Raw genomic sequence first — 21,282 nt, 5'->3', positions numbered from 1 at the left:
CTATGGCCTTACAAGTTCAAACTGTTCCCCAAGCTTTGCGTAGTTATGACCAGCTAATCGGCTTATTGGTTTTAGTTGTTCAGCATGAATGCGTCCATTTTCATATAAGTGCTCAGCGATATGGAATCGTACAATGCGACCGATTAATAGATCACATGCTGGGGAATCTTCTGTTCCTCCTAGTTGAATAGCGTGCTCTAATACACATTCCATACGAATACTTGCTTCTTTTACCCCTGGTACAGAAATTACATCGCTATCAATTGGTGTTAGTTTGGCAAGTTTAATTTCACTTTCATTCGGAGGAAGATTAGCTGCTGTTTCGTTAATGGCTTCTGCATAAGATTCATCAGAAATATGAACGACGAATTCTTCTTTTTCCATCGCATTTCGTGCTGTATCTTTTGGTTCTCCGTCTTTTCGTTGTACAGAAACTGAGATAAGAGGCGGATTCGCAGCAACAATATTAAAGTAGCTAAATGGGGCGCCGTTTAGTACCCCATCATTTGTAACCGTTGTGACGAAGGCAACTGGGCGCGGAATAATGCTTCCTGTTAGTAATTTGTAATTGTCTTTTTCAGTTTGTTCATTTGGATTAATAGACAGCATATATGTAATCTCCCTTCTTATATCTGTAACGCTTCTTTGTTTGTTTACAAGATAAAGGAGGAAAACTCCTGCTGAAAAAATATATTTTTGTAAAGGGTATGATAAAAACCCTCACAATTGTGAGGGTTTTTATCTCGAATTCAAGATATTTAATTAAATTAAAGTGTAAGCACCAGGTCCAATAAGTGCAACGCCAACTGCAACTGTGATTAAAACAAGGTTATATTCAAAGCCATTTTGTGTAACCCAGTAGCCATTTTTACCGTGAACTGTGATGATGGATACTAACATCGTACCGACAATAAATAGAGCACCTACCCAAGTAAAAATACCGGCAGCAAATAAGAAACCGCCTAGTAATTCAGTTGCCCCGGCCATAAATGCCATAAATACGCCTGGGCGTAAGCCGATTGATTCCATCCAGCCGCCAGTTCCTTTTAAACCGTGACCACCAAACCAACCAAATAATTTTTGAGCGCCATGCCCCATGAAAGTAAACCCGATAATAAGACGAATGATAAGAAGACCAATGTTCATCATTTTACAAAACCTCCAAAAAGTTATTTACTTATCTTATGTAAGTAATAATAAAATAGTTACTTACTTTAGTCAAGTTGATTCTGTAAAAAACGAAAATAAATTTTACAAATAGTAAATGGAAAAATAATGATGTTGTTAAGGGTTTTAGCCAATTTGTGAGAAAAAGTGAAAGAAATTCGCTTCTTTTTCAATCGAATTCAGACAATCTGAATTGACTGGAATTTTTTGAGACGATACAATAAGAGTCTGGTTGACAATTTCATTTTTATCCCGCATTAACGGGCAGTAAGCCCCCACCTCAAGATTCAGAGAAGCGAAGAAGGTAGGTGGAAGATAACTGCCCGTAAAAGTCCGATTGGGCGGGCTAATCATCAGTGAGAAAAGCATCACTGATGGAAGTTTCACTTTATGGAAACGTTTTTATATCGCTAAAGCGGTGAATTATAAGGAGGATTATCCTATGTTTAAAAAATTATTTGGTTTTGGTTCTAAAACAAATGCAGAAACAATTGTATCTCCATTAACTGGAGAAGTGAAAAATATTGAAGAAGTACCAGATCCAGTATTCGCTGGTCGTATGATGGGAGAAGGTGTTGCAATCGAACCAACTGAAGGTGTAGTAGTATCTCCGGTAGATGGCGAGATTGTACAATTATTTCATACAAAACATGCTGTAGGTATTAAAGCGAAAAATGGTGCAGAGATCTTAATCCATATTGGGTTAGAAACTGTAAAAATGGAAGGCGAAGGCTTCGAAACGCACGTATCTGAAGGACAAGCGGTTAAAGCTGGCGATAAATTAATCTCTTTTGATTTAGAATTAATTCGTGAAAAAGCTAAAAGTACAATCACACCAATCGTTATTACAAACACAGATGCAACAGAATCTATTGAAACAACTGTAGGTGTAACAGCTACAAAAGGCTCAACTGGAGTAATGAAAGTAACAATGAAATAATCGTTTGCTGAATCGGGAATCCATTTCATAATTGAAATGGGTTTCTTTTTTATGTCAGTTTTTTAACTTATATATACATTTCTTTTTTTCGCTACCATTGTGAGTTATGATGAAAATAGATATTCATCATAAGGAGTGGTGTTTGGTGAAGCGAGTATTATTCGTTTGTACAGGAAATACGTGTCGCAGCCCAATGGCAGAAGCGCTATTACGTCATCATGGTAAGGGGCAGTTTGATGTGCAATCTGCCGGTGTTTTTGCGACAGTTGGTAGTGATGCATCTTCTCATGCTAAAAATGCGCTAGAAGAAAAAGGAATCCGGGTTGCACATTCTTCAAAACAAGTGACGGAAGAGTTGCTAGAGTGGTCCGATGTTGTATTGACGATGACAATAGGACATCGTCAACTTTTATTAGCGCACCATCCAGAAGTAAGCGAAAAAGTGCATACATTATATGAATTTGTAGAAGGTACAAATAAGGATATTTCTGATCCTTTTGGCGGTTCGCTTGCTGTCTATCAAGCAACACTGGAAGAAATGGAACAACTTGTGCACACTTTGGTGAAAAAACACTCAGAAAGTTAATGTTTCGTGTATAATACGATATTGGAGATTATGCTGATTTAATGGAAAGAAGAGATTTCTACTGATAGAAGTTTCATTTTATATTTGGAGGGGCTTAGAATGAAAGTAGTAGTAGCATCAGATCATGGTGGATTGAATATTCGTAAGGAAATCGTAAGTCTATTAGAAGAATTGAACATTGAATATATTGATTTAGGTTGTGAGTGCGGGGCAGGTTCTGTAGATTATCCTGATTTTGCATTCCCAGCAGCAGAAATGGTTGCAAATGGAGAAGTAGATCGCGGTATTTTAATTTGTGGAACAGGCATTGGTATGTCAATTGCGGCAAATAAAGTACACGGCATTCGCTGCGCATTAGTGCATGATACATTTAGTGCAAAGGCAACGAGAGAACATAATGATACGAACATGTTAGCAATGGGTGAGCGTGTAATTGGAGCTGGATTAGCACGCGACATCGCAAAAATTTGGTTAACAACGGACTATGAAGGCGGCCGTCACGAAAATCGTGTAGGAAAAATTAAAGCGTACGAAGCGAAGTAATTGTAGTCTAACTTCTAGTAAGAAGTAATATAATTTGTTGAACCTACCTGCGAAAGGAAGAGCGTAATGAGTGAAATATCACAATTAAAAGAGCAGTTGCAAACAGCGCTTTTTGAATTTCAAGAGCAAGCCACGCTGCGGAATGGGAACCTTTTTGTTGTGGGATGTAGTACGAGTGAAGTGCTTGGTGAAAGAATTGGAACATCAGGAACGATGGAAGTTGCAGAAGCGATTTTTTCTGAGTTAACACATTTTCAAGAGCAGTATGGCATTACCCTAGCATTTCAGTGCTGTGAACATTTAAACCGCGCTTTAGTGGTAGAAAGGGAAGTCGCAGAAAAGCATCAGTTCGAGATTGTAACTGTTACGCCTGTCAGATCAGCGGGTGGGGCTCTTGCAACATATGCATATCATAATATGAAAGACCCCGTTATCGTAGAGTTTGTAAAAGCGGATGCAGGTATTGATATTGGAGATACATTTATCGGTATGCATTTAAAACATGTAGCTGTTCCGGTTCGTACGCGAGTGAAAGAGATTGGGCATGCTCATGTAACGATGGCAAAAGCGCGTCCGAAGTTAATTGGCGGAGCGCGTGCAGTATATGCAATAAAAGAGGAAACGTTTACTTGTAGTTAAGTAATAAAAAAAGGCCAAATTTGGTCTTTTTTTCTTTTATCATGTGTGGAGTCGTGTTAGAATGTAGTTGAAAATGTGAAGATTTAAAAGGATTACAACTAGAACTTTCGTTTTTTCTTAGAAAATGAAGGGAAAATATCGGAAATAGGTGTAGTTCGTTCAGAAAAGGGGGATTTTGGTGGAGCATTTAAAGCGTCAAGATGAAAAGGTGTTTGCTGCAATTGAATTAGAATTAGGAAGACAGCGTTCAAAAATCGAGCTTATTGCATCTGAAAACTTCGTAAGCGAAGCAGTAATGGAAGCACAAGGTTCTGTATTAACGAACAAGTATGCAGAAGGATATCCTGGGAAACGTTATTACGGTGGTTGTGAGCATGTAGATATCGTCGAAGATATCGCTCGTGATCGCGCACAAGAAATTTTTGGCGCAGAGCACGTAAACGTTCAACCGCACTCTGGTGCACAGGCAAATATGGCTGTATACTTCACAATTCTAGAGCAAGGTGACACAGTGCTTGGTATGAACTTATCCCACGGTGGTCACTTAACACACGGAAGCCCTGTTAACTTTAGTGGTGTACAATATAACTTCATTGAATACGGTGTAGATCCTGATACACATCGCATTAATTATGAAGATGTATTAGAAAAAGCGAAAGAGCATAAACCAAAATTAATCGTTGCCGGTGCTAGTGCATATCCTCGTGTGATCGATTTCAAGAAATTCCGTGAAATCGCTGATGAAGTTGGCGCATATTTAATGGTAGATATGGCACATATCGCAGGACTTGTAGCAGCAGGCTTACACCCAAACCCAGTACCATACGCTGATTTCGTAACAACAACAACTCATAAAACATTACGCGGACCACGCGGCGGTATGATTTTATGTAAAGAACAATTTGCAAAGCAAATTGATAAATCCATCTTCCCTGGTATTCAAGGCGGACCGCTTATGCATGTAATCGCTGCAAAGGCAGTTTCATTTGGAGAAGTATTACAAGACGACTTTAAAGCATATGCACAAAACATTATTAACAACGCAAATCGTTTAGCTGAAGGTCTGCAAAAAGAAGGGGTTACTCTTGTTTCTGGTGGAACGGACAACCACTTAATTTTAATCGATGTTCGCAATTTGGATATTACTGGAAAAGTTGCGGAACATGTATTAGATGAAGTTGGTATCACAGTAAACAAAAACACAATTCCATTTGATCCAGCTAGCCCATTTGTAACAAGCGGCGTTCGTATTGGAACTGCAGCTGTAACATCAAGAGGTTTCGGATTTGCTGAAATGGATGAAATCGCATCAATTATTGCTCACACATTAAAAAATCATGATAATGAAGCAGCATTAGAAGAAGCACGCGTGCGTGTAAATGCCTTAACTGATAAATTCCCAATGTATAAAGAGCTATAAGATAGAGAAACGAGATGGTGAACGTAGAGGACACCGAAAAACATACGTTTTTCATTTCACAAAAAGTATGTAAAGCTAAAAGGCGACTTTCCGTTCACCCTTGAACGGAAAGTCGCCTTTCTCTATGTTCTTTCTCAATTCGTTTTTAATTCATACAAATAATCTGTATATCAAAACAATATTTGTTCGATATACAGATTATTTGTACAATACTTATAAAATAATATAATGGCAATAAATACTACTTACATTACTGCTTTTAAAAGATCTGATACTAATGGAATGATTGCACCTAGGAATTTTAAAACTGCCATTGCGATTTGCATAAATAATCCCCTTTTTCTGAATATTCACTTATTTATTTATGCTTTTATTATACTTTAGGGTAATAAACTTTACAACTTATTTTGATATGCAATATTGCATGAAATGTAATTCGCCTAAAGGGTTATAATAATAGGTGTTGAAAGGTTCTAACAAAGCTATATACCGAAGGGTAAATAGTTAGAACAAAAGCCCAAGTAGATAAAAAGGGTTGTCTCATAAGTCTGTATAACTGATTTATGGGACAACCTCTTTTTATGAGTAACAATCCATCTACTTTCATTTTTATAACATGGGTCAGCTCATTCTACCGATGGACTATAGCGAAAAAGATTATGTAGTAAGAAATGATCCATGGCACGGTGGAATAATTATCCTAAAAAAACTATTCTTGTCTTGATATTGTTAAATTATTACGAGAGCATTTACCGATGTCCAAATGTTTCTATATTAAGCTCATGTATTTCCTTTGGAGAAGAGAAAAAGTATGTTTTTTGTCTAAATAAGAAAAATAAACAGAAATGACAGCGGTTTCACATCTATATTCCAAATTCACCCTTGAATATTAGAAGCGTTTTCTTTACAATCGTACATAGTGTAAAAAACGCGTGCCCTCACGCATCAATATCATCTGAAGGAGCGATTCACATGGGAAAACTGTATGTTTTTGATCACCCTTTAATTCAACATAAGATTACATATATTCGGGATAAGAATACAGGTACGAAAGAATTTCGTGAACTAGTAGATGAAGTAGCAAGCTTGATGGCGTTTGAAATTACACGCGATCTTCCGCTTGAAGAAATTGAAATTGAAACACCTGTAAGTAAAGCGAAAACAAAAGTGATTGCAGGTAAGAAGCTGGGTTTAATTCCTATTTTACGCGCAGGATTAGGAATGGTAGACGGGATTTTAAAATTAATTCCAGCAGCAAAAGTAGGTCATATCGGTTTATACCGTGATCCAGAAACATTACAACCTGTAGAATACTATGTGAAACTTCCAACTGATGTAGAAGAACGTGATTTTATCGTACTTGATCCAATGTTAGCGACAGGCGGCTCTGCATCAGAAGCGATTACTTCCTTAAAGAAGCGCGGTGCGAAACATATTAAATTAATGTGTATCGTCGGTGCTCCAGAAGGGGTAAAAGTTATCCAAGAAGACCATCCTGATGTGGATATTTATGTGGCTGCATTAGATGAAAAATTAAATGATCATGGATATGTTGTACCAGGTCTTGGAGATGCTGGCGACCGTTTATTTGGAACGAAGTAAGAAAACAGACGAGAAGATGTCCTTCTCGTCTATTTTTTATGCAACATAATATTTGGTGAAATTGCATATAATATAGAAACTTCTTATTTGAGAAAAATATATAAATAGAAGGGAAATGATATATTCGGAAAATGAAATAGTGGCAAACTTGTGAACTTTTTCTTCTATTATAAGGAGAAAAGGCCTAGAAGTTAGACATCTATAAAGAAAAAAGGTCTAGAAGTTAGACATCTTTTAACATTTTTTTGAAGGAGAACGTTTTCAAATATGGGAATAAGTACCTAATACTCAAATTTTTTGATTTTTTTCGATTTGACGTTGACACTGTTTAACACCCTATTGTATGCTAACAACGGGGATAGATGGTAGGGTTTTCATTGACAAATTTTCGTCTATTCTTTGACAGAAAAAATAATTTTCTCATTTAAATAAGATTTATGCAAAAAAATGAGTTATTATTAACACATTCTTTAACACATAGTGAATGAGGCTTTACATATGGAGGGATGAATCCTTGGAGGAGAACAAGCGTAGTCCATTTAAGGCGTATGCTTTAATGACTGGAATTCTTTCTCAGCTCGTTGGCGCTATTTTAGTTGGAATTTTTGGCGGGCAATGGATTGATAATAAGCTTGGAACGTTTCCATTATTTTTAGTAATTGGTTTATTACTAGGACTTGGAACAGGGGTTTATGCTATGATTCGGCTCATTCGACACTTTTATTCAGGAGAGCAATGATGATAGAAGTACATGAACTTGTCCAGAGGCAAAAGAAATATATGTACAACCTTCTCGCACTCTTTGTATTAGGATGGGGCTTTACCTCATACAAAGATGTCTTTCTAGGACTGATTATCGGAACGATTTTCGGTTTTCTTAGTTTGCGCATCGTTGCACATAAGACGGACAAGCTGTTAGATCGCGTTACACAAGGAGAGAGTGTAAAGTATAAAGCGACCGCAGTGAGTACATATTCGAGATTAGCCGCGATAGGGCTATTAATTTTATTTGCAGCAAAATATCAACATTTAATGGCGATGTGGAGCTTAGGAGTAGGATTGCTGACAGAATATCTTGTCATGATCATAGATTTTCTTTATCTACAGTATAAGAGCAGGGAAGAGAGGTGAATTACTAGTGGAACACGGTAAATTAGTTGAATTTCTAGGTTTAACATTCGACTTGTCGTCTGTTATGATGACGACTGTTGCGGCAGTAATCGTATTTATTATTGCTATTATGTGTACCCGTCGCTTAGCCTTGCGCCCAACAGGAATGCAAAATTTCTTTGAATGGGTTGTGGACTTTGTAAAAGGTATGATTGATAGTACGATGGATTGGAAAACAGGCGGACGCTTTTTAACGCTTGGAGTTACACTCATTATGTATATCTTTGTAGCGAACATGCTCGGTTTGCCGTTTATGATTGCTACAGCCGAAGGCGGAGAGCATATTGCATGGTGGAGATCTCCAACGTCTGACCCAGCAGTTACTCTAACATTAGCCGTGATGGTAGTTGCCCTCACCCATTATTATGGAGTTAAAATGAAGGGTACGAAAGAATATTTAAAAGGCTATATTCAACCAATGAAATTCTTATTCCCTTTAAAGGTAATTGAGGAATTTGCGAATACATTGACGTTAGGTCTGCGTTTATTTGGTAACATTTATGCTGGTGAGATTTTATTAACGTTACTTGCTCAGTTAGGAGCAAACGGTACGTTTGGCGGCGCATTAGGCGCTGTTCTACCGATGTTAGCATGGATGGGATTCAGTATTTTCGTAGGTGCTATCCAAGCATTTATCTTTACAATGTTAACGATGGTATACATGGCTCATAAAGTAAGCCACGACCATTAATATATTTAAAGTAAGTACAAAATTTATTTTTTATTGATAAAAAGGAGGACTTTTAAAATGAGTTTAGGTGTAATCGCAGCTGCAATTGCTATTGGTTTATCTGCATTAGGTGCTGGTATTGGTAACGGTCTTATCGTATCTCGCACAGTTGAGGGTGTTGCTCGTCAACCAGAATTACGTGGTGTACTTCAAACAATCATGTTCATCGGGGTAGCGTTAGTTGAGGCGCTTCCAATCATCGGTGTAGTAATCGCGTTTATCGTATTAGGCAAATAAGGGATAGCTCCCCTTACAATAAGTGGCGAAGATCGTTTTGGGACCTTCTTCGCCATTGCTTTATGAATGAAACATTACTTGTCTTTTCATTTGTTTAATTTAGATTTTTGAAGGGAGTGAATCCTTGTGCCAACTCTATTATTAGGAGCTGCTGCTGTCCCATACGGAACAGTACTTTATACAATTGTCGTTTTCCTAATTCTATTAGCATTACTTCGTAAATATGCATTTGGACCTTTAATGGGAATTATGAAGGAACGTGAAGATCATATTTCTAGCGAAATCGACGCTGCGGAAAAGAACAATGCAGAGACGAGAAAGTTAGTAGAAGAACAACGTGAAATGTTAAAACAATCACGTATTGAAGCGCAAGAATTAATCGAGAGAGCGAAAAAGCAAGCAGAGGATCAAAAAGAAAGTATCGTTGCTGCTGCAAAAGAAGAAGCAGTATCTATTAAAGAATCTGCTGTACAAGAAATTCAACGCGAAAAAGAGCAAGCAATTGCGGCTCTTCAAGAACAGGTTGCTTCTTTATCTGTCCAAATTGCTTCTAAAGTTATGCAAAAAGAACTGAAAGAAGAAGACCAAGTTCAATTAATTCGCGATTATATTAAAGAGGTAGGAGAAGCGCGATGAGCAATGAGATTGTAGCTAAACGTTATGCTGTCGCTCTTTTTCAAATCGCAAAAGAAAAACACGTACTAGAAATGTTTGAGGAAGAACTGCGCCTTGTGCAAAGTGTTTTTGTAAGTAGTAAAGAACTACATACTTTTTTAGGACAACCAAACATTTCGGCAGAAAAGAAAAAACAATTTCTTTCTAACGTGTTTTCTACTGTTTCTCAGCCGATTTTAAGCACGTTATATCTTTTAATCGATAATCATCGCGAAACATTAGTACCTGAAATTGTAGATGTGTATGTTGCGCTTGCAAATGAAGAGCGTAACGTAGCTGATGCAACGGTTTACTCTACTCGTTCTTTATCAGAAGATGAGAAGCTTAGCATTGCAGAAGCATTTGCAAAGAAAACAGGAAAAGATGCAATTCGCGTTCAAAATGTTGTAGATGAAGATTTACTAGGCGGTATTAAAGTACGCATTGGAAACCGCATTTACGACGGCAGTTTACAAGGAAAGTTAGCACGTATTCAGCGTGAACTTATGAAGAATAGATAGGGGTGAAGCGCATGAGCATCAGAGCTGAAGAAATTAGCGCACTGATTAAGCAACAAATTGAAAACTATCAGTCTGAGATCGAAGTTAGCGATGTTGGTACAGTTATTCAAGTTGGTGACGGTATTGCACGTGCTCATGGTCTTGATAACGTTATGGCTGGTGAGCTTGTTGAGTTCGCTAACGGCGTTATGGGACTAGCACAAAACTTAGAGGAAAATAACGTAGGTATCATTATTTTAGGACCTTATACTGAAATTCGTGAAGGTGACGAAGTACGTCGTACAGGTCGCATCATGCAAGTGCCAGTAGGGGAAGAATTAATCGGTCGTGTTGTAAACCCACTAGGACAACCAGTAGACGGTTTAGGTCCAATTAACACAACAAAAACTCGTCCAATCGAAAGCCCAGCACCAGGTGTAATGGATCGTAAATCTGTTCATGAGCCACTTCAAACTGGTATTAAAGCGATTGACGCTCTTGTACCAATTGGCCGCGGACAACGTGAGTTAATCATCGGTGACCGCCAAACTGGTAAAACAGCTGTTGCTCTTGATACAATCTTGAACCAAAAAGATCAAGATATGGTTTGTATCTATGTAGCGATCGGACAAAAAGAATCTACAGTTCGTAACGTAGTTGAAACATTACGTAAGCACGGTGCATTAGAGTACACAATCGTTGTAACTGCATCTGCTTCTCAACCTGCTCCATTATTATACTTAGCTGCATATGCTGGTGTAACTATGGGTGAGGAATTTATGTACAACGGCAAACACGTATTAGTTGTATATGATGACTTATCAAAACAAGCAGCTGCATACCGTGAATTGTCATTACTATTACGTCGTCCTCCAGGTCGTGAAGCGTATCCAGGGGATGTATTCTACTTACACTCCCGCTTACTAGAGCGTGCGGCGAAATTAAGTGATGCAAAAGGCGCTGGTTCTTTAACAGCACTACCTTTCATCGAAACACAAGCAGGGGACGTATCAGCTTATATCCCAACAAACGTAATCTCTATTACAGATGGACAGATCTTCTTACAATCTGATCTATTCTTCTCTGGTGTACGTCCAGCGATCGACGCAGGTACTTCTGTATCTCGTGTTGGTGGCGCGGCTCAGATCAAAGCGATGAGCAAAGTATCTGGTACACTTCGTCTTGACCTTGCATCTTATCGTGAATTAGAAGCGTTCGCTGCGTTCGGTTCTGACCTTGATAAAGCAACACAAGCGAAATTAAACCGTGGTGCACGTACAGTAGAAGTATTAAAACAAGGCTTACATAAGCCATTAAAAGTAGAGAAGCAAGTTATGATTCTTTACGCATTAACACGCGGATTCTTAGATGATATCCCAGTAGTAGATATCACTCGTTTCGAAGACGAGTTACATGCTTGGTTAGATACAAATGCTGCTGAATTATTAACTGAAATTCGTACAACAACAAAACTTGCTGAAGACGAAAAAATGGCAGCAGCTATTAACGGCTTCAAAAAAGTTTTCGTGGCTTCTGAGTAATAATAAAAAGCGGAAGCGGCTCGTTAGGCCGCTCCACTTCTATATAAACAGGGCTCTTACATAGAGTGCTAACGGATATGAAGAGGAAAAGAGTAGGTGCACCTATTCTTTTCCTTCAATCATGAACAAGTATAACGATTAGGAAGATCAACAAAATGGAGCTCTTTCTGATCATGCCAACTTCCGGAAAAAAGGTGGTGAAAACCTGTGGCATCTTTACGCGATATAAAAGCGAAAATTAACTCGACAAAGAAAACGAGTCAAATTACGAAAGCGATGGAGATGGTATCTGCATCGAAATTAAACCGTGCAGAACAAAATGCTAAATCTTTCGTTCCGTATATGGATAAGATTCAAGAAGTAGTATCGAGCATAGCGCAAGGTAGCGGGGTAAATCACCCAATGTTAACAGCGCGTCCTGTAAAGCGAACAGGATACATCGTTATTACATCGGATCGCGGACTAGCAGGTGGATATAACAGTAACGTTTTACGTGCAGTAAGTAACGTAGTGAAAGAGCGTCACAACATGGATGCAAATCAGTACGCAATTATTGTGCTTGGACGTCTAGGTCGTGATTACTTAAAACGTCGTGGTTTTAATATCATTGATGAAGTAATTGGATTATCGGATCAACCAGTATTCGCTGATATTAAAGACATTGCTTCAAGAGCAATTTCTATGTTTACAGATGGTGCTTATGATGAATTGTATATCTACTACAATCATTATGTAAGTAAGATCTCACAAGAAGTAACGGAGAAGAAAATTTTACCGCTTACGGATGTGGCATCTAACAAAGCAACAACTTCGTATGAATTTGAACCATCTGAAGAAGATATTTTAAAAGTATTATTGCCACAATACGCAGAAAGCTTAGTTTACGGTGCATTGCTAGATGGTAAAGCAAGTGAACACGCAGCGCGTATGACAGCAATGAAAAGTGCTACAGACAACGCAATGGAAGTTATTGATACACTTACACTTTCCTTCAACCGCGCTCGTCAAGCAGCGATTACGCAAGAAATTACGGAAATCGTCGGCGGTGCAGCAGCGTTAGAATAGTAATAAAAAGCGGAAGCGGCTCGCTCAGAATGGGAGGGGGATGGAGCTTCAGACGTAGAGGCGTTCTTTGCCTCGTAGGAAGAAGCGAAGCTACCGAGTATTCTAGCCGCTGGAGCTGGATTAAATAAAAAGCAGTAGCGATAATCTCAAAAGCGAAATGAAATATAAAAAACGAAAACCGACTGTTCGCAGAAAAGCCGGTTAATTTAAAGAAAGCTAGGAGGGAACCCGATGAATAAAGGGCGCGTTACGCAAATCATGGGTCCGGTTGTAGACGTTAAGTTTGACGGCGGAAAGCTACCTGAAATCTACAATGCCCTTAGAATCAAAGAAGACGCAATGGACTTAACTTTAGAAGTTGCGCTTCATCTTGGTGATAATACAGTTCGTACAGTAGCAATGTCTTCTACAGACGGACTTGTTCGTGGTACAGAAGTAGAAGACACTGGTAAACCAATTTCTGTTCCAGTTGGTGATGCAACACTTGGTCGTGTATTTAACGTATTAGGTGATGCAATTGACTTAGGTGAAGAAGTAGCAGCGGATGTACGCCGTGATCCAATTCACCGTCAAGCACCTGCATTCGAAGAGTTATCTACAAAAGTAGAAATTCTTGAAACTGGTATTAAAGTAGTAGACTTATTAGCTCCTTATATTAAAGGTGGTAAAATTGGTCTATTCGGTGGTGCCGGCGTAGGTAAAACGGTATTAATCCAAGAATTAATTAACAACATCGCACAAGAGCACGGTGGTATCTCTGTATTCGCTGGTGTAGGTGAGCGTACTCGTGAAGGTAACGACTTATACCACGAAATGAGTGATTCCGGCGTAATCAAGAAAACAGCGATGGTATTCGGACAAATGAACGAGCCACCTGGAGCACGTCAACGTGTTGCGTTAACAGGTTTAACAATGGCTGAACATTTCCGTGATGAGCAAGGACAAGACGTACTTCTGTTCATCGATAACATCTTCCGTTTCACGCAAGCTGGTTCTGAAGTATCTGCCCTACTTGGTCGTATGCCATCTGCGGTAGGTTACCAACCAACACTTGCAACAGAAATGGGTCAATTACAAGAGCGTATTACATCAACAAATAAAGGTTCTATCACGTCTATCCAAGCGGTATATGTACCAGCCGATGACTACACTGACCCAGCACCAGCAACAACTTTCGCTCACTTAGATGCAACAACAAACTTAGAGCGTCGTTTAACACAAATGGGTATTTACCCAGCGGTAGATCCATTAGCATCTACATCTCGTGCACTATCTCCAGAAATCGTAGGAGAAGAGCATTATGCAATTGCTCGTCAAATTCAGCAAACGTTACAACGCTACAAAGAGCTTCAAGATATCATCGCAATCTTAGGTATGGATGAGTTATCTGAAGAAGATAAATTAGTTGTACATCGCGCTCGTCGCGTTCAATTCTTCTTATCACAGAACTTCCACGTAGCAGAACAGTTTACAGGTCAAAAAGGATCTTACGTACCTGTAAAAGAAACAGTTCGTGGATTCAAAGAAATTCTAGAAGGAAAACATGATGACCTTCCAGAAGATGCATTCCGTCTTGTTGGTGGTATTGAAGAAGTTGTTGAAAACGCGAAGAAAATGATGGCATAAGGCCTTAGGAGGGACGAATTATGAAGACATTTCCAGTCAGTATTGTAACTCCTGATGGACCGGTTTACGAAAACGAAGTTGAAATGGTAAGCGTAAAAGCAGAGAGCGGGGAAATGGGGATCTTAGCAGGCCACATCCCAACTGTTGCACCGCTTAAAATTAGTGCAATTCGCTTAAAAAATGGTGGACATACAGATTACGTAGCAGTTAGCGGTGGCTTTATTGAAGTCCGCCCTGAGAAAGTAACAGTATTAGCACCATCTGCTGAAACAGCAAATCATATCGACATTCATCGCGCAAACGAAGCGAAGCGCCGCGCTGAGCAACGTATGCAAGATAAACAAGCACATGTTGACTTCAAACGTGCAGAAATGGCACTTAAACGTGCGATTAACCGTTTGGACGTTTCAAATATGAAGTAAATAAGAAGCCGTAAAGGGATGAACCTTTGCGGCTTTTTATAATGTTTATTTTTGACTTTTCTTAAGTAAATCTAAAAGCTGCTTTTTTTCCTCATGATTCAAATTAGAAAATTGTGATGCCTGAAAGTGTTCTTGATTCGGAACCACGTCATGAAATAACTGTGTTCCTTCCTCAGTCAATGAAAGGTATTTTGTTTTCCATTCCTGCTCTCGTTTAATCAATCCCAATTCTTCCATTTTGCTTAACAGTTGCGTAATATTTCCCTTTGTAACAAAAAGCTTATTTGCTAATTCTTGTTGAGATAATTTTTCGTGTGAACCGACTTGAACTAAGACGTCAAACTGGGCTACCGATAGATTCCATTTTTTTAGGTGTTGATTTGATTCGCGAATACTCTGGTTATATACGCGTGATAGACGGAACCATAACATTAAACCGAGACGTTCCTCTTGTTTAGCTAATGAAGAATTTTCTTTCATCATGTCACCTAATTCTTTCCTTTTTACATTGAATTTATGGCTAAACTGATGGAATGTCAATATTATGTTTGGTTTCCTTTTGTTTTAATTTTTGCATGTGGCAGGAAAACTCCCTGACTGTTTCTATGCGCGGCTAGATGCTCTCGTCCCCCTAAAAAGAAAGGGGGTTTTTAATTTGTATTTATATATTTGATACTATCCGTATTTTGTCCCGCATTAACGGGCAGTAATACTCCCACCTCAAAATTCGGCGAAAGCAAAGAAGTTAGGTGGGAGATAAACTGCTCGTAAAAGCCCGATTGGTTCAACTAATAATTAGTGGGGGATGAAGAAAACCCCCACTGATTAAAGTTTCACTTTATCAGAGGCAACTTATGTAAGTTTTTTGTCCTTTTTTCCAATATATCGACATAAGAATTTGAAATTTGCTATAATATCTATAATTGCATTATTTAGAAAAATTAAAAAATAATAAATGGTGCAAATGAATCATAACGTGTACTGAGTGAACTTGTTTTTGTGAGGAGGGAGAGGGTTTCACGATGGTAAATGTATATGAAAATAGTTATATGATTGTCGGCATTTTTTTGCTATTAGGTATATTATTACCGGTTGTAGCACTCACCTTGGGGAAATTGCTACGTCCACATAAACCAAGTGCAGCGAAGAAAACAACATATGAAAGTGGAATTGAGCCGTTTCATGATGCAAACGTCCGCTTCCATGCCCGCTATTATATTTTTGCATTACTTTTTGTCATTTTTGATGTGGAAACTGTGTTTTTATATCCGTGGGCGGTAGCGTATGACAAACTAGGGTTATTTGCATTAGTGGAAATGCTCATTTTTGTTATTATGCTACTTATTGGTCTTGCATATGCTTGGAAAAAGAAGGTGTTACAATGGCTATAAATTTTGAAGATATTCATCCGCAGGAACGTGCTGAGTTAGAAAGAAATATATTTTTTACGACGCTTGAGCAAGTAAAAGGTTGGGCCCGCAGTAATTCATTATGGCCGATGACATTTGGATTGGCATGCTGTGCAATTGAGATGATGGGAGTCGGTTCTTCGCATTATGACTTAGATCGATTTGGCTCGTTTTTCCGTACGTCCCCGCGTCAATCGGATGTCATGATTGTATCTGGGACGGTAACGAAGAAAATGGCCCCAATTGTTCGTCGTTTATATGATCAAATGCCAGAACCGAAGTGGGTCATTGCAATGGGTTCTTGTGCAACCGCGGGCGGACCGTATGTAAATTCGTATGCTGTTGTAAAAGGGGTAGATCAAATTGTACCGGTGGATGTGTATATTCCTGGTTGTCCACCAAATCCAGCAGCTTTAATTTACGGTATTAATAAATTAAAAGAAAAAATTCGTTACGAAGCAAAGACAGGAAAGCAGGTGACGAATAAATGAGCGATCAAGATAAAAGTATAGATGATCTGAAAAAAGAAGCGGCAAGACGTGCAAAGGAAGAAGCAAAAAAGCGGCTCGCGGCACGTCAGGAAAATGAGGTTCATCATGTAGAAGAGAAAGAGAAAGCGCTATCAAGTGAGAATGAAATAGATATAGCAGAAGCAAAGTGCCGCGCAGCGGAGGAAGCAAAAGCGGCAGCGCTAGCAAAGCAGAAAGAAAAGGAGCAAGCAGCTGAGTCAGAAGATGAAGAGAAAGAAAAAGCGATCGCAGCAGCGAAGGCAAAGGCAGCCGCAGCGGCAAAAGCAAAAGCGGCAGCGTTAGCGAAGCAGAAGGAAAAGGAGCAAGCAGCTGAGCCAGAAGATGAGGAGAAAGAAAAAGCGATCGCAGCAGCGAAGGCAAAGGCAGCCGCGGCAGCAAAAGCAAAAGCGGCAGCGCTAGCGAAGCAGAAAGAAAAGGAGCAAGCAGCTGAGCCAGAAGATGAGGAGAAAGAAAAAGCGATCGCAGCAGCGAAGGCGAAGGCTGCAGCGTTAGCGAAGCAGAAAGTATCTGAAGGTGGAAACGTAGATACGGAGAAAGAAAAAGCAATTGCGGTCGCAAAAGCGAAAGCAGCAGCTGCAGCAAAGGCTCGCGCTGCTGGAGGAAAGAAAGAGGCAGAAGCGAAAGTAGAAAAGCCTTCACAAAATCAGCCGTATTTGGATACGTACGTTCAGGCAATTACAGCGAAATTGGGCGAAGGTGTGCTTGAAGATTTCTATATTAATACGTTGTCTAAAGATGTTCCAACACTCGTTGTGAAGCTAGAGCATTATTATGAAGTGATGGAGCTGCTAAAGAAAGATCCTGAATGTGCATTCAATTATATGTCAGAATTGCATGCGACAGATTTTGGGGCGCATATGGAAGTGTATGTGCATTTATTTTCATACGGTAAGAAGCAATCTGTAGCGGTGAAAGTAAAACTTGACCGGGACGAGCCGAGAGTGTCTTCAATTGTACCGCTTTGGAGCGGGGCAGATTGGCCGGAGCGCGAGGCGTATGATTTGCTTGGCGTTGTGTTTGAAGGGCATCCAAATTTAAAGCGTATTTTGATGCCAGACGATTGGATTGGTCATCCGCTGCGAAAAGATTATGAGCCGTTTGATGCGGGGGTGTAAAACTTGATTCGTACAGAAGAAATGCTTTTAAATGTAGGGCCGCAGCATCCGAGTACGCACGGTGTATTTCGGCTCGTTATTAAAATTGATGGGGAAATCATTAAAGAAGCTACGCCTGTAATTGGCTATTTGCACCGCGGCACAGAGAAAATTGCGGAGAGTTTGCAGTATACGCAAATTATTCCGTACACAGATCGAATGGACTATTTAGCAGCGATGACAAATAACTATGTGATCTGTCACGCAGTTGAGACGATGATGGGGCTTGAAATACCGGAGCGTGCTGAATATTTGCGCATACTTGCAATGGAGCTTGGACGCGTGGCGAGTCACCTCGTTTGGTGGGGGACCAACTTGCTTGATATTGGAGCGGTCAGTCCATTTTTATATGCATTTCGCGAACGCGAGATGATTATTAACCTACTGAACGAATTATGCGGAGCGCGTTTAACATTCAATTATATGCGTGTTGGCGGGGTGAAGTGGGATGCGCCGGACGGCTGGATTGAAAAAGTGCGTGAGTTTGTTCCGTATATGAGAGAGCAGTTAAAGGGATATCACGACCTTGTGAGCGGCAATGAAATTTTCTTAAACCGTGTAAAGGGAGTCGGTATTTACTCAGCAGAGGATGCTCTGCAATATTCGTTAAGCGGAGCAAACTTGCGCTGCACAGGTGTGAAATGGGATCTTCGTAAAGATGAGCCGTACTCTATTTATGACCGATTTGAGTTTGATGTTCCTGTTGGCGAGGTGGGGGATGCTTGGGATCGTTACGTTTGCCGAATGGAGGAAATTGAAGAGTCGCTGAAAATTATTGAACAAGCGGTAGAGCAGTTTCCGAAAGAAGGAGCAATCTTAGCGAAGGTACCAAAGATTATTAAACCACCAAAAGGTGAAGCATTCGTGCGAATTGAGTCACCGCGCGGCGAGATTGGCTGTTATATTGCAAGTGATGGAAAGAAAGAGCCGTATCGCTTAAAGTTTCGCCGTCCCTCTTTCTATAATCTGCAAATTTTACCGAAGCTCTTAAAAGGCGAGAATATCGCAAACTTAATTACAATTTTAGGCGGAATTGATATTGTACTTGGGGAGGTTGATGGGTGATGATACAAAACCTCTTAGAGTCACCCGCAAGCTGGACGAATTTTCTTATCTTTTTCGGATTAGCAACATTATTGTTGTTTGTCGTTCTTGGCTTTGTTACATATGGGATTTTAGCAGAACGAAAAGTAATGGGATTTATGCAAGGACGTATAGGGCCGAACCAAGTGGGCGGTCGTTTTGGACTCCTACAAACAGTGGCGGACGTGTTAAAACTTCTATTAAAAGAAGATACGATTCCGAAAGCGGCTGATAAACCGCTCTTCATATTAGCACCTATCATTGCGTTTGCACCGGCCTTTATGGTATTAGCGGTCATTCCGTTTACAGATAAGTTGCAGTTTGCCGATATTGGTGTCGGTTTACTGTATTACATTGCAATCTCAGGCATTACAACAATTGGCGTTGTGACTGGGGGATGGGCGTCTAACAATAAATATTCGTTACTCGGCGGAATGCGCGCCGCAGCACAAATGATCTCCTATGAAATTCCACTTGTGATGAGTGTAATTGGGGCCATCCTTCTAACAGGCAGCTTAAATTTAAATGATATTGTCGAAGCTCAAAAAGGGATTTGGTACATTTTCGTGCAGCCGATTGGCTTCATCGTCTTTTTAATCGCATCTGTTGCTGAATTGAACCGGACGCCGTTTGATTTACCGGAAGCCGAATCGGAGCTCGTTTCTGGATATCATACGGAGTATTCAGGATTTCGCTGGGCGTTCTTTATGCTTTCTGAGTACGTGTATTTCTTCGGAATGGCATCGCTTATGACAGTACTATTTTTAGGAGGTTGGCAGCCAATTCCGTTTCTAGCGTTTATTCCAAGAGCTGTTTGGTTTGCGCTCAAATTTAGTGCCGTAGTCTTTCTATTAATTTGGTTCCGCGTGACGTTCCCGCGTATACGGGGCGATCAATTAATGGAGTTTGGCTGGAAAGTATTACTGCCGATAGCACTTGCAAATATTTTCTTAGCGGCATTGATAAAAGAATTGTTCTTCTAATCTAAAAAGGGGGGCAGGAGTACAATGAAGGGATTATTTAAAGGTTTAAAGTATACACTTAGCAATTTAAGTAAGAAGAAAGTAACGTACGACTATCCAAATCAACCACTACCACTCCCAGATCGCTTTCGCGGTATTCAAAAGTTTTATCCAGAAAAATGTATCGTTTGCAATCAATGTGCAAATATTTGTCCGACAGACTGCATTCAACTAACAGGGAAAAAGCATCCAGATCCAGAGAAGAAAGGGAAAATCATTGATACGTATGATATTAACTTTGAAATTTGTATTCTTTGCGATCTTTGTACGGAAGTGTGCCCGACAGAGGCGATTGTAATGACAAATAACTTTGAGCTAGCTGAATATTCGCGTGATGATTTATTTAAAAACTTACAGTGGCTTGATGAAAATGATCAACATGTGAGAAAGGAGAATAAAGCATGAGCGGCGAGTTAGTAGCATTTTTCGCATTAGCCTTGCTTGCGATCATGGGCGGTATACTTATGTTGAACTTAACGAAAGTGATGCATATGATGCTCGCTCTAGTGTTTACATTCCTTAGTATTGCCGGGCTTTATTTTATGTTATCAGCAGAATTTGTCGGGGTTGCCCAAATTTTGATTTATTCCGGTGCGATTACGATCATTATGATTTTTGGCATTATGTTAACGAAGCATAATGATGAAGAAGAAGCACGTTTTGGCCTTCGTAAATTGATTGTTTTTCTTGCTGTTGTAATCTTTGGTGCAGTGATGTATTTTGCGGTGAATAATGTGGACTTTGAGAGTGGGAATGTTCAAGACGGTACCCTACTTCATGAACAAAATACACGTCAGATCGGCGAATTGTTGTATTCGAAATATATAATACCATTTGAGTTAACGTCTGTTGTATTACTTGTTGCTCTTGTCGGCGCAATTGTACTTGCGAAGAAGGACGAGGAAAAGGAGGATTCGCATGAATAGTATTCCAGCTTCTGCGTACTTGACACTTGCGATTATACTGTTTTGCATCGGTTTATTTGGAGCGTTAACGAAGCGCAATACAGTAATTGTATTGATTTGTATTGAACTTATGTTAAATGCGGCGAACTTAAATTTAGTTGCCTTTAGTAAATTAGGGATGTTTCCAAATTTAAAGGGACAAATTTTTTCATTGTTCACAATGTCCATCGCTGCGGCAGAAGCAGCGGTTGGTTTGGCGATTTTAATTGCTCTGTATAGAAACAACGCTACGGTCAATACAGATGAAATGGATTCGTTAAAGCATTAAGGTGATGAC

Annotated in this window: 28 protein-coding genes; 25 read left to right on the top strand and 3 right to left on the bottom strand. The window is 39.6% G+C overall.

All coding sequences use genetic code 11. The features are described from left to right. Positions 1 to 609, bottom strand: coding sequence for a flavin reductase family protein (locus MR076_RS01590; protein WP_242216947.1), 609 nt, complete (start codon positions 607 to 609; stop codon positions 1 to 3). A 153-nt stretch (positions 610 to 762) separates the two neighbouring features. Next, positions 763 to 1,149 (bottom strand): DoxX family protein, encoded by a 387-nt coding sequence (locus MR076_RS01585; protein WP_242216944.1) that lies wholly within the window; start codon positions 1,147 to 1,149, stop codon positions 763 to 765. 460 nt (positions 1,150 to 1,609) lie between these two features. Between MR076_RS01585 and MR076_RS01580 the strand changes: the two genes are divergently transcribed. From MR076_RS01580 to MR076_RS01505, 17 genes are all read left to right on the top strand, one after another. Further along, entirely contained in the window at positions 1,610 to 2,107 is a 498-nt protein-coding gene (locus tag MR076_RS01580) for a PTS sugar transporter subunit IIA (protein WP_242216942.1), read from the top strand. Positions 2,108 to 2,252: 145 nt separating this feature from the next. Then, a complete protein-coding gene (locus MR076_RS01575) occupies positions 2,253 to 2,693 on the top strand; it encodes a low molecular weight protein arginine phosphatase (RefSeq protein ID WP_242216940.1) in 441 nt (146 codons plus the stop codon). A gap of 99 nt (positions 2,694 to 2,792) precedes the next feature. Beyond that, positions 2,793 to 3,236, top strand: a complete 444-nt coding sequence (gene rpiB / locus MR076_RS01570) for a ribose 5-phosphate isomerase B (RefSeq protein ID WP_242216938.1) — start codon at positions 2,793 to 2,795, stop codon at positions 3,234 to 3,236. Positions 3,237 to 3,302: 66 nt separating this feature from the next. Next, on the top strand, positions 3,303 to 3,875 hold the full coding sequence (locus MR076_RS01565; RefSeq protein ID WP_242216936.1) for a TIGR01440 family protein: 573 nt from the start codon (positions 3,303 to 3,305) through the stop codon (positions 3,873 to 3,875). A gap of 178 nt (positions 3,876 to 4,053) precedes the next feature. Beyond that, positions 4,054 to 5,295 (top strand): serine hydroxymethyltransferase, encoded by a 1,242-nt coding sequence (gene glyA, locus MR076_RS01560; RefSeq protein ID WP_242216933.1) that lies wholly within the window; start codon positions 4,054 to 4,056, stop codon positions 5,293 to 5,295. A gap of 972 nt (positions 5,296 to 6,267) precedes the next feature. After that, the gene (gene upp, locus MR076_RS01555) at positions 6,268 to 6,897 is read left to right on the top strand and encodes a uracil phosphoribosyltransferase (protein ID WP_020061432.1); all 630 of its coding nucleotides are present in this window, start codon (positions 6,268 to 6,270) and stop codon (positions 6,895 to 6,897) included. A gap of 428 nt (positions 6,898 to 7,325) precedes the next feature. Continuing rightward, positions 7,326 to 7,385, top strand: coding sequence for a hypothetical protein (locus tag MR076_RS26705; protein WP_396021635.1), 60 nt, complete (start codon positions 7,326 to 7,328; stop codon positions 7,383 to 7,385). Positions 7,386 to 7,411: 26 nt separating this feature from the next. After that, complete coding sequence (locus MR076_RS01550; protein WP_242216932.1) at positions 7,412 to 7,636, top strand: AtpZ/AtpI family protein; 225 nt, start codon at positions 7,412 to 7,414, stop codon at positions 7,634 to 7,636. Then, positions 7,636 to 8,028, top strand: coding sequence for an ATP synthase subunit I (locus MR076_RS01545; protein WP_242216930.1), 393 nt, complete (start codon positions 7,636 to 7,638; stop codon positions 8,026 to 8,028). Before MR076_RS01550 ends, MR076_RS01545 begins: the two co-directional genes overlap by 1 nt. Positions 8,029 to 8,035: 7 nt before the next feature. Further along, a complete protein-coding gene (gene atpB, locus MR076_RS01540; protein WP_242216928.1) occupies positions 8,036 to 8,758 on the top strand; it encodes a F0F1 ATP synthase subunit A in 723 nt (240 codons plus the stop codon). A gap of 57 nt (positions 8,759 to 8,815) precedes the next feature. Next, entirely contained in the window at positions 8,816 to 9,034 is a 219-nt protein-coding gene (atpE, locus tag MR076_RS01535) for a F0F1 ATP synthase subunit C (protein ID WP_242216926.1), read from the top strand. A gap of 126 nt (positions 9,035 to 9,160) precedes the next feature. Continuing rightward, a complete protein-coding gene (atpF, locus tag MR076_RS01530; protein ID WP_242216924.1) occupies positions 9,161 to 9,670 on the top strand; it encodes a F0F1 ATP synthase subunit B in 510 nt (169 codons plus the stop codon). After that, positions 9,667 to 10,209: a F0F1 ATP synthase subunit delta gene (locus MR076_RS01525; RefSeq protein WP_242216922.1), complete on the top strand. Its 543-nt coding sequence runs from the start codon at positions 9,667 to 9,669 to the stop codon at positions 10,207 to 10,209. Before atpF ends, MR076_RS01525 begins: the two co-directional genes overlap by 4 nt. Before the next feature lie 11 nt (positions 10,210 to 10,220). Beyond that, positions 10,221 to 11,729 carry a F0F1 ATP synthase subunit alpha gene (atpA, locus tag MR076_RS01520; RefSeq protein ID WP_242216920.1) on the top strand — a complete coding sequence of 503 codons (1,509 nt, stop codon included), beginning with the start codon at positions 10,221 to 10,223 and terminating at the stop codon, positions 11,727 to 11,729. A gap of 207 nt (positions 11,730 to 11,936) precedes the next feature. After that, positions 11,937 to 12,794 carry an ATP synthase F1 subunit gamma gene (gene atpG, locus MR076_RS01515; protein WP_242216918.1) on the top strand — a complete coding sequence of 286 codons (858 nt, stop codon included), beginning with the start codon at positions 11,937 to 11,939 and terminating at the stop codon, positions 12,792 to 12,794. A 231-nt stretch (positions 12,795 to 13,025) separates the two neighbouring features. Then, positions 13,026 to 14,420, top strand: a complete 1,395-nt coding sequence (gene atpD, locus MR076_RS01510; RefSeq protein ID WP_242216916.1) for a F0F1 ATP synthase subunit beta — start codon at positions 13,026 to 13,028, stop codon at positions 14,418 to 14,420. Between the two features lie 20 nt (positions 14,421 to 14,440). Beyond that, positions 14,441 to 14,842 carry a F0F1 ATP synthase subunit epsilon gene (locus MR076_RS01505; protein WP_098917334.1) on the top strand — a complete coding sequence of 134 codons (402 nt, stop codon included), beginning with the start codon at positions 14,441 to 14,443 and terminating at the stop codon, positions 14,840 to 14,842. A gap of 45 nt (positions 14,843 to 14,887) precedes the next feature. Here the strand turns inward: MR076_RS01505 and MR076_RS01500 are convergent, their stop codons facing one another. Next, positions 14,888 to 15,322, bottom strand: coding sequence for a MarR family winged helix-turn-helix transcriptional regulator (locus MR076_RS01500; protein ID WP_242216914.1), 435 nt, complete (start codon positions 15,320 to 15,322; stop codon positions 14,888 to 14,890). A gap of 542 nt (positions 15,323 to 15,864) precedes the next feature. Here MR076_RS01500 and MR076_RS01495 point away from each other — a divergent pair. Genes MR076_RS01495 through nuoK form a run of 8 tightly spaced genes read left to right on the top strand, consistent with a single transcriptional unit; the run spans position 15,865 to position 21,273 of the window. Beyond that, positions 15,865 to 16,233 (top strand): NADH-quinone oxidoreductase subunit A, encoded by a 369-nt coding sequence (locus MR076_RS01495; protein WP_020061446.1) that lies wholly within the window; start codon positions 15,865 to 15,867, stop codon positions 16,231 to 16,233. Beyond that, on the top strand, positions 16,224 to 16,742 hold the full coding sequence (gene nuoB / locus MR076_RS01490; protein WP_020061447.1) for an NADH-quinone oxidoreductase subunit NuoB: 519 nt from the start codon (positions 16,224 to 16,226) through the stop codon (positions 16,740 to 16,742). Before MR076_RS01495 ends, nuoB begins: the two co-directional genes overlap by 10 nt. Continuing rightward, positions 16,739 to 17,896, top strand: a complete 1,158-nt coding sequence (locus MR076_RS26305; protein ID WP_277928293.1) for an NADH-quinone oxidoreductase subunit C — start codon at positions 16,739 to 16,741, stop codon at positions 17,894 to 17,896. The genes nuoB and MR076_RS26305 overlap by 4 nt, the downstream gene beginning before the upstream one ends. A gap of 3 nt (positions 17,897 to 17,899) precedes the next feature. Beyond that, positions 17,900 to 19,000, top strand: coding sequence for an NADH-quinone oxidoreductase subunit NuoD (nuoD, locus tag MR076_RS01480; protein WP_242216912.1), 1,101 nt, complete (start codon positions 17,900 to 17,902; stop codon positions 18,998 to 19,000). Further along, a complete protein-coding gene (gene nuoH, locus MR076_RS01475; RefSeq protein ID WP_242216910.1) occupies positions 19,000 to 20,001 on the top strand; it encodes an NADH-quinone oxidoreductase subunit NuoH in 1,002 nt (333 codons plus the stop codon). Before nuoD ends, nuoH begins: the two co-directional genes overlap by 1 nt. 24 nt (positions 20,002 to 20,025) lie before the next feature. After that, positions 20,026 to 20,445 carry an NADH-quinone oxidoreductase subunit NuoI gene (gene nuoI / locus MR076_RS01470; RefSeq protein WP_242216907.1) on the top strand — a complete coding sequence of 140 codons (420 nt, stop codon included), beginning with the start codon at positions 20,026 to 20,028 and terminating at the stop codon, positions 20,443 to 20,445. After that, a complete protein-coding gene (locus MR076_RS01465; RefSeq protein WP_242216905.1) occupies positions 20,442 to 20,966 on the top strand; it encodes an NADH-quinone oxidoreductase subunit J in 525 nt (174 codons plus the stop codon). The genes nuoI and MR076_RS01465 overlap by 4 nt, the downstream gene beginning before the upstream one ends. After that, positions 20,959 to 21,273 carry an NADH-quinone oxidoreductase subunit NuoK gene (gene nuoK, locus MR076_RS01460; protein ID WP_242216902.1) on the top strand — a complete coding sequence of 105 codons (315 nt, stop codon included), beginning with the start codon at positions 20,959 to 20,961 and terminating at the stop codon, positions 21,271 to 21,273. The genes MR076_RS01465 and nuoK overlap by 8 nt, the downstream gene beginning before the upstream one ends. Positions 21,274 to 21,282 lie beyond the last annotated feature (9 nt).

It is taken from the genome of Bacillus cereus group sp. BfR-BA-01380 (assembly GCF_022663535.1).
GTDB lineage: Bacteria > Bacillota > Bacilli > Bacillales > Bacillaceae_G > Bacillus_A > Bacillus_A cereus_BB.
This window is presented reverse-complemented; position numbering and strand designations above follow the sequence as displayed.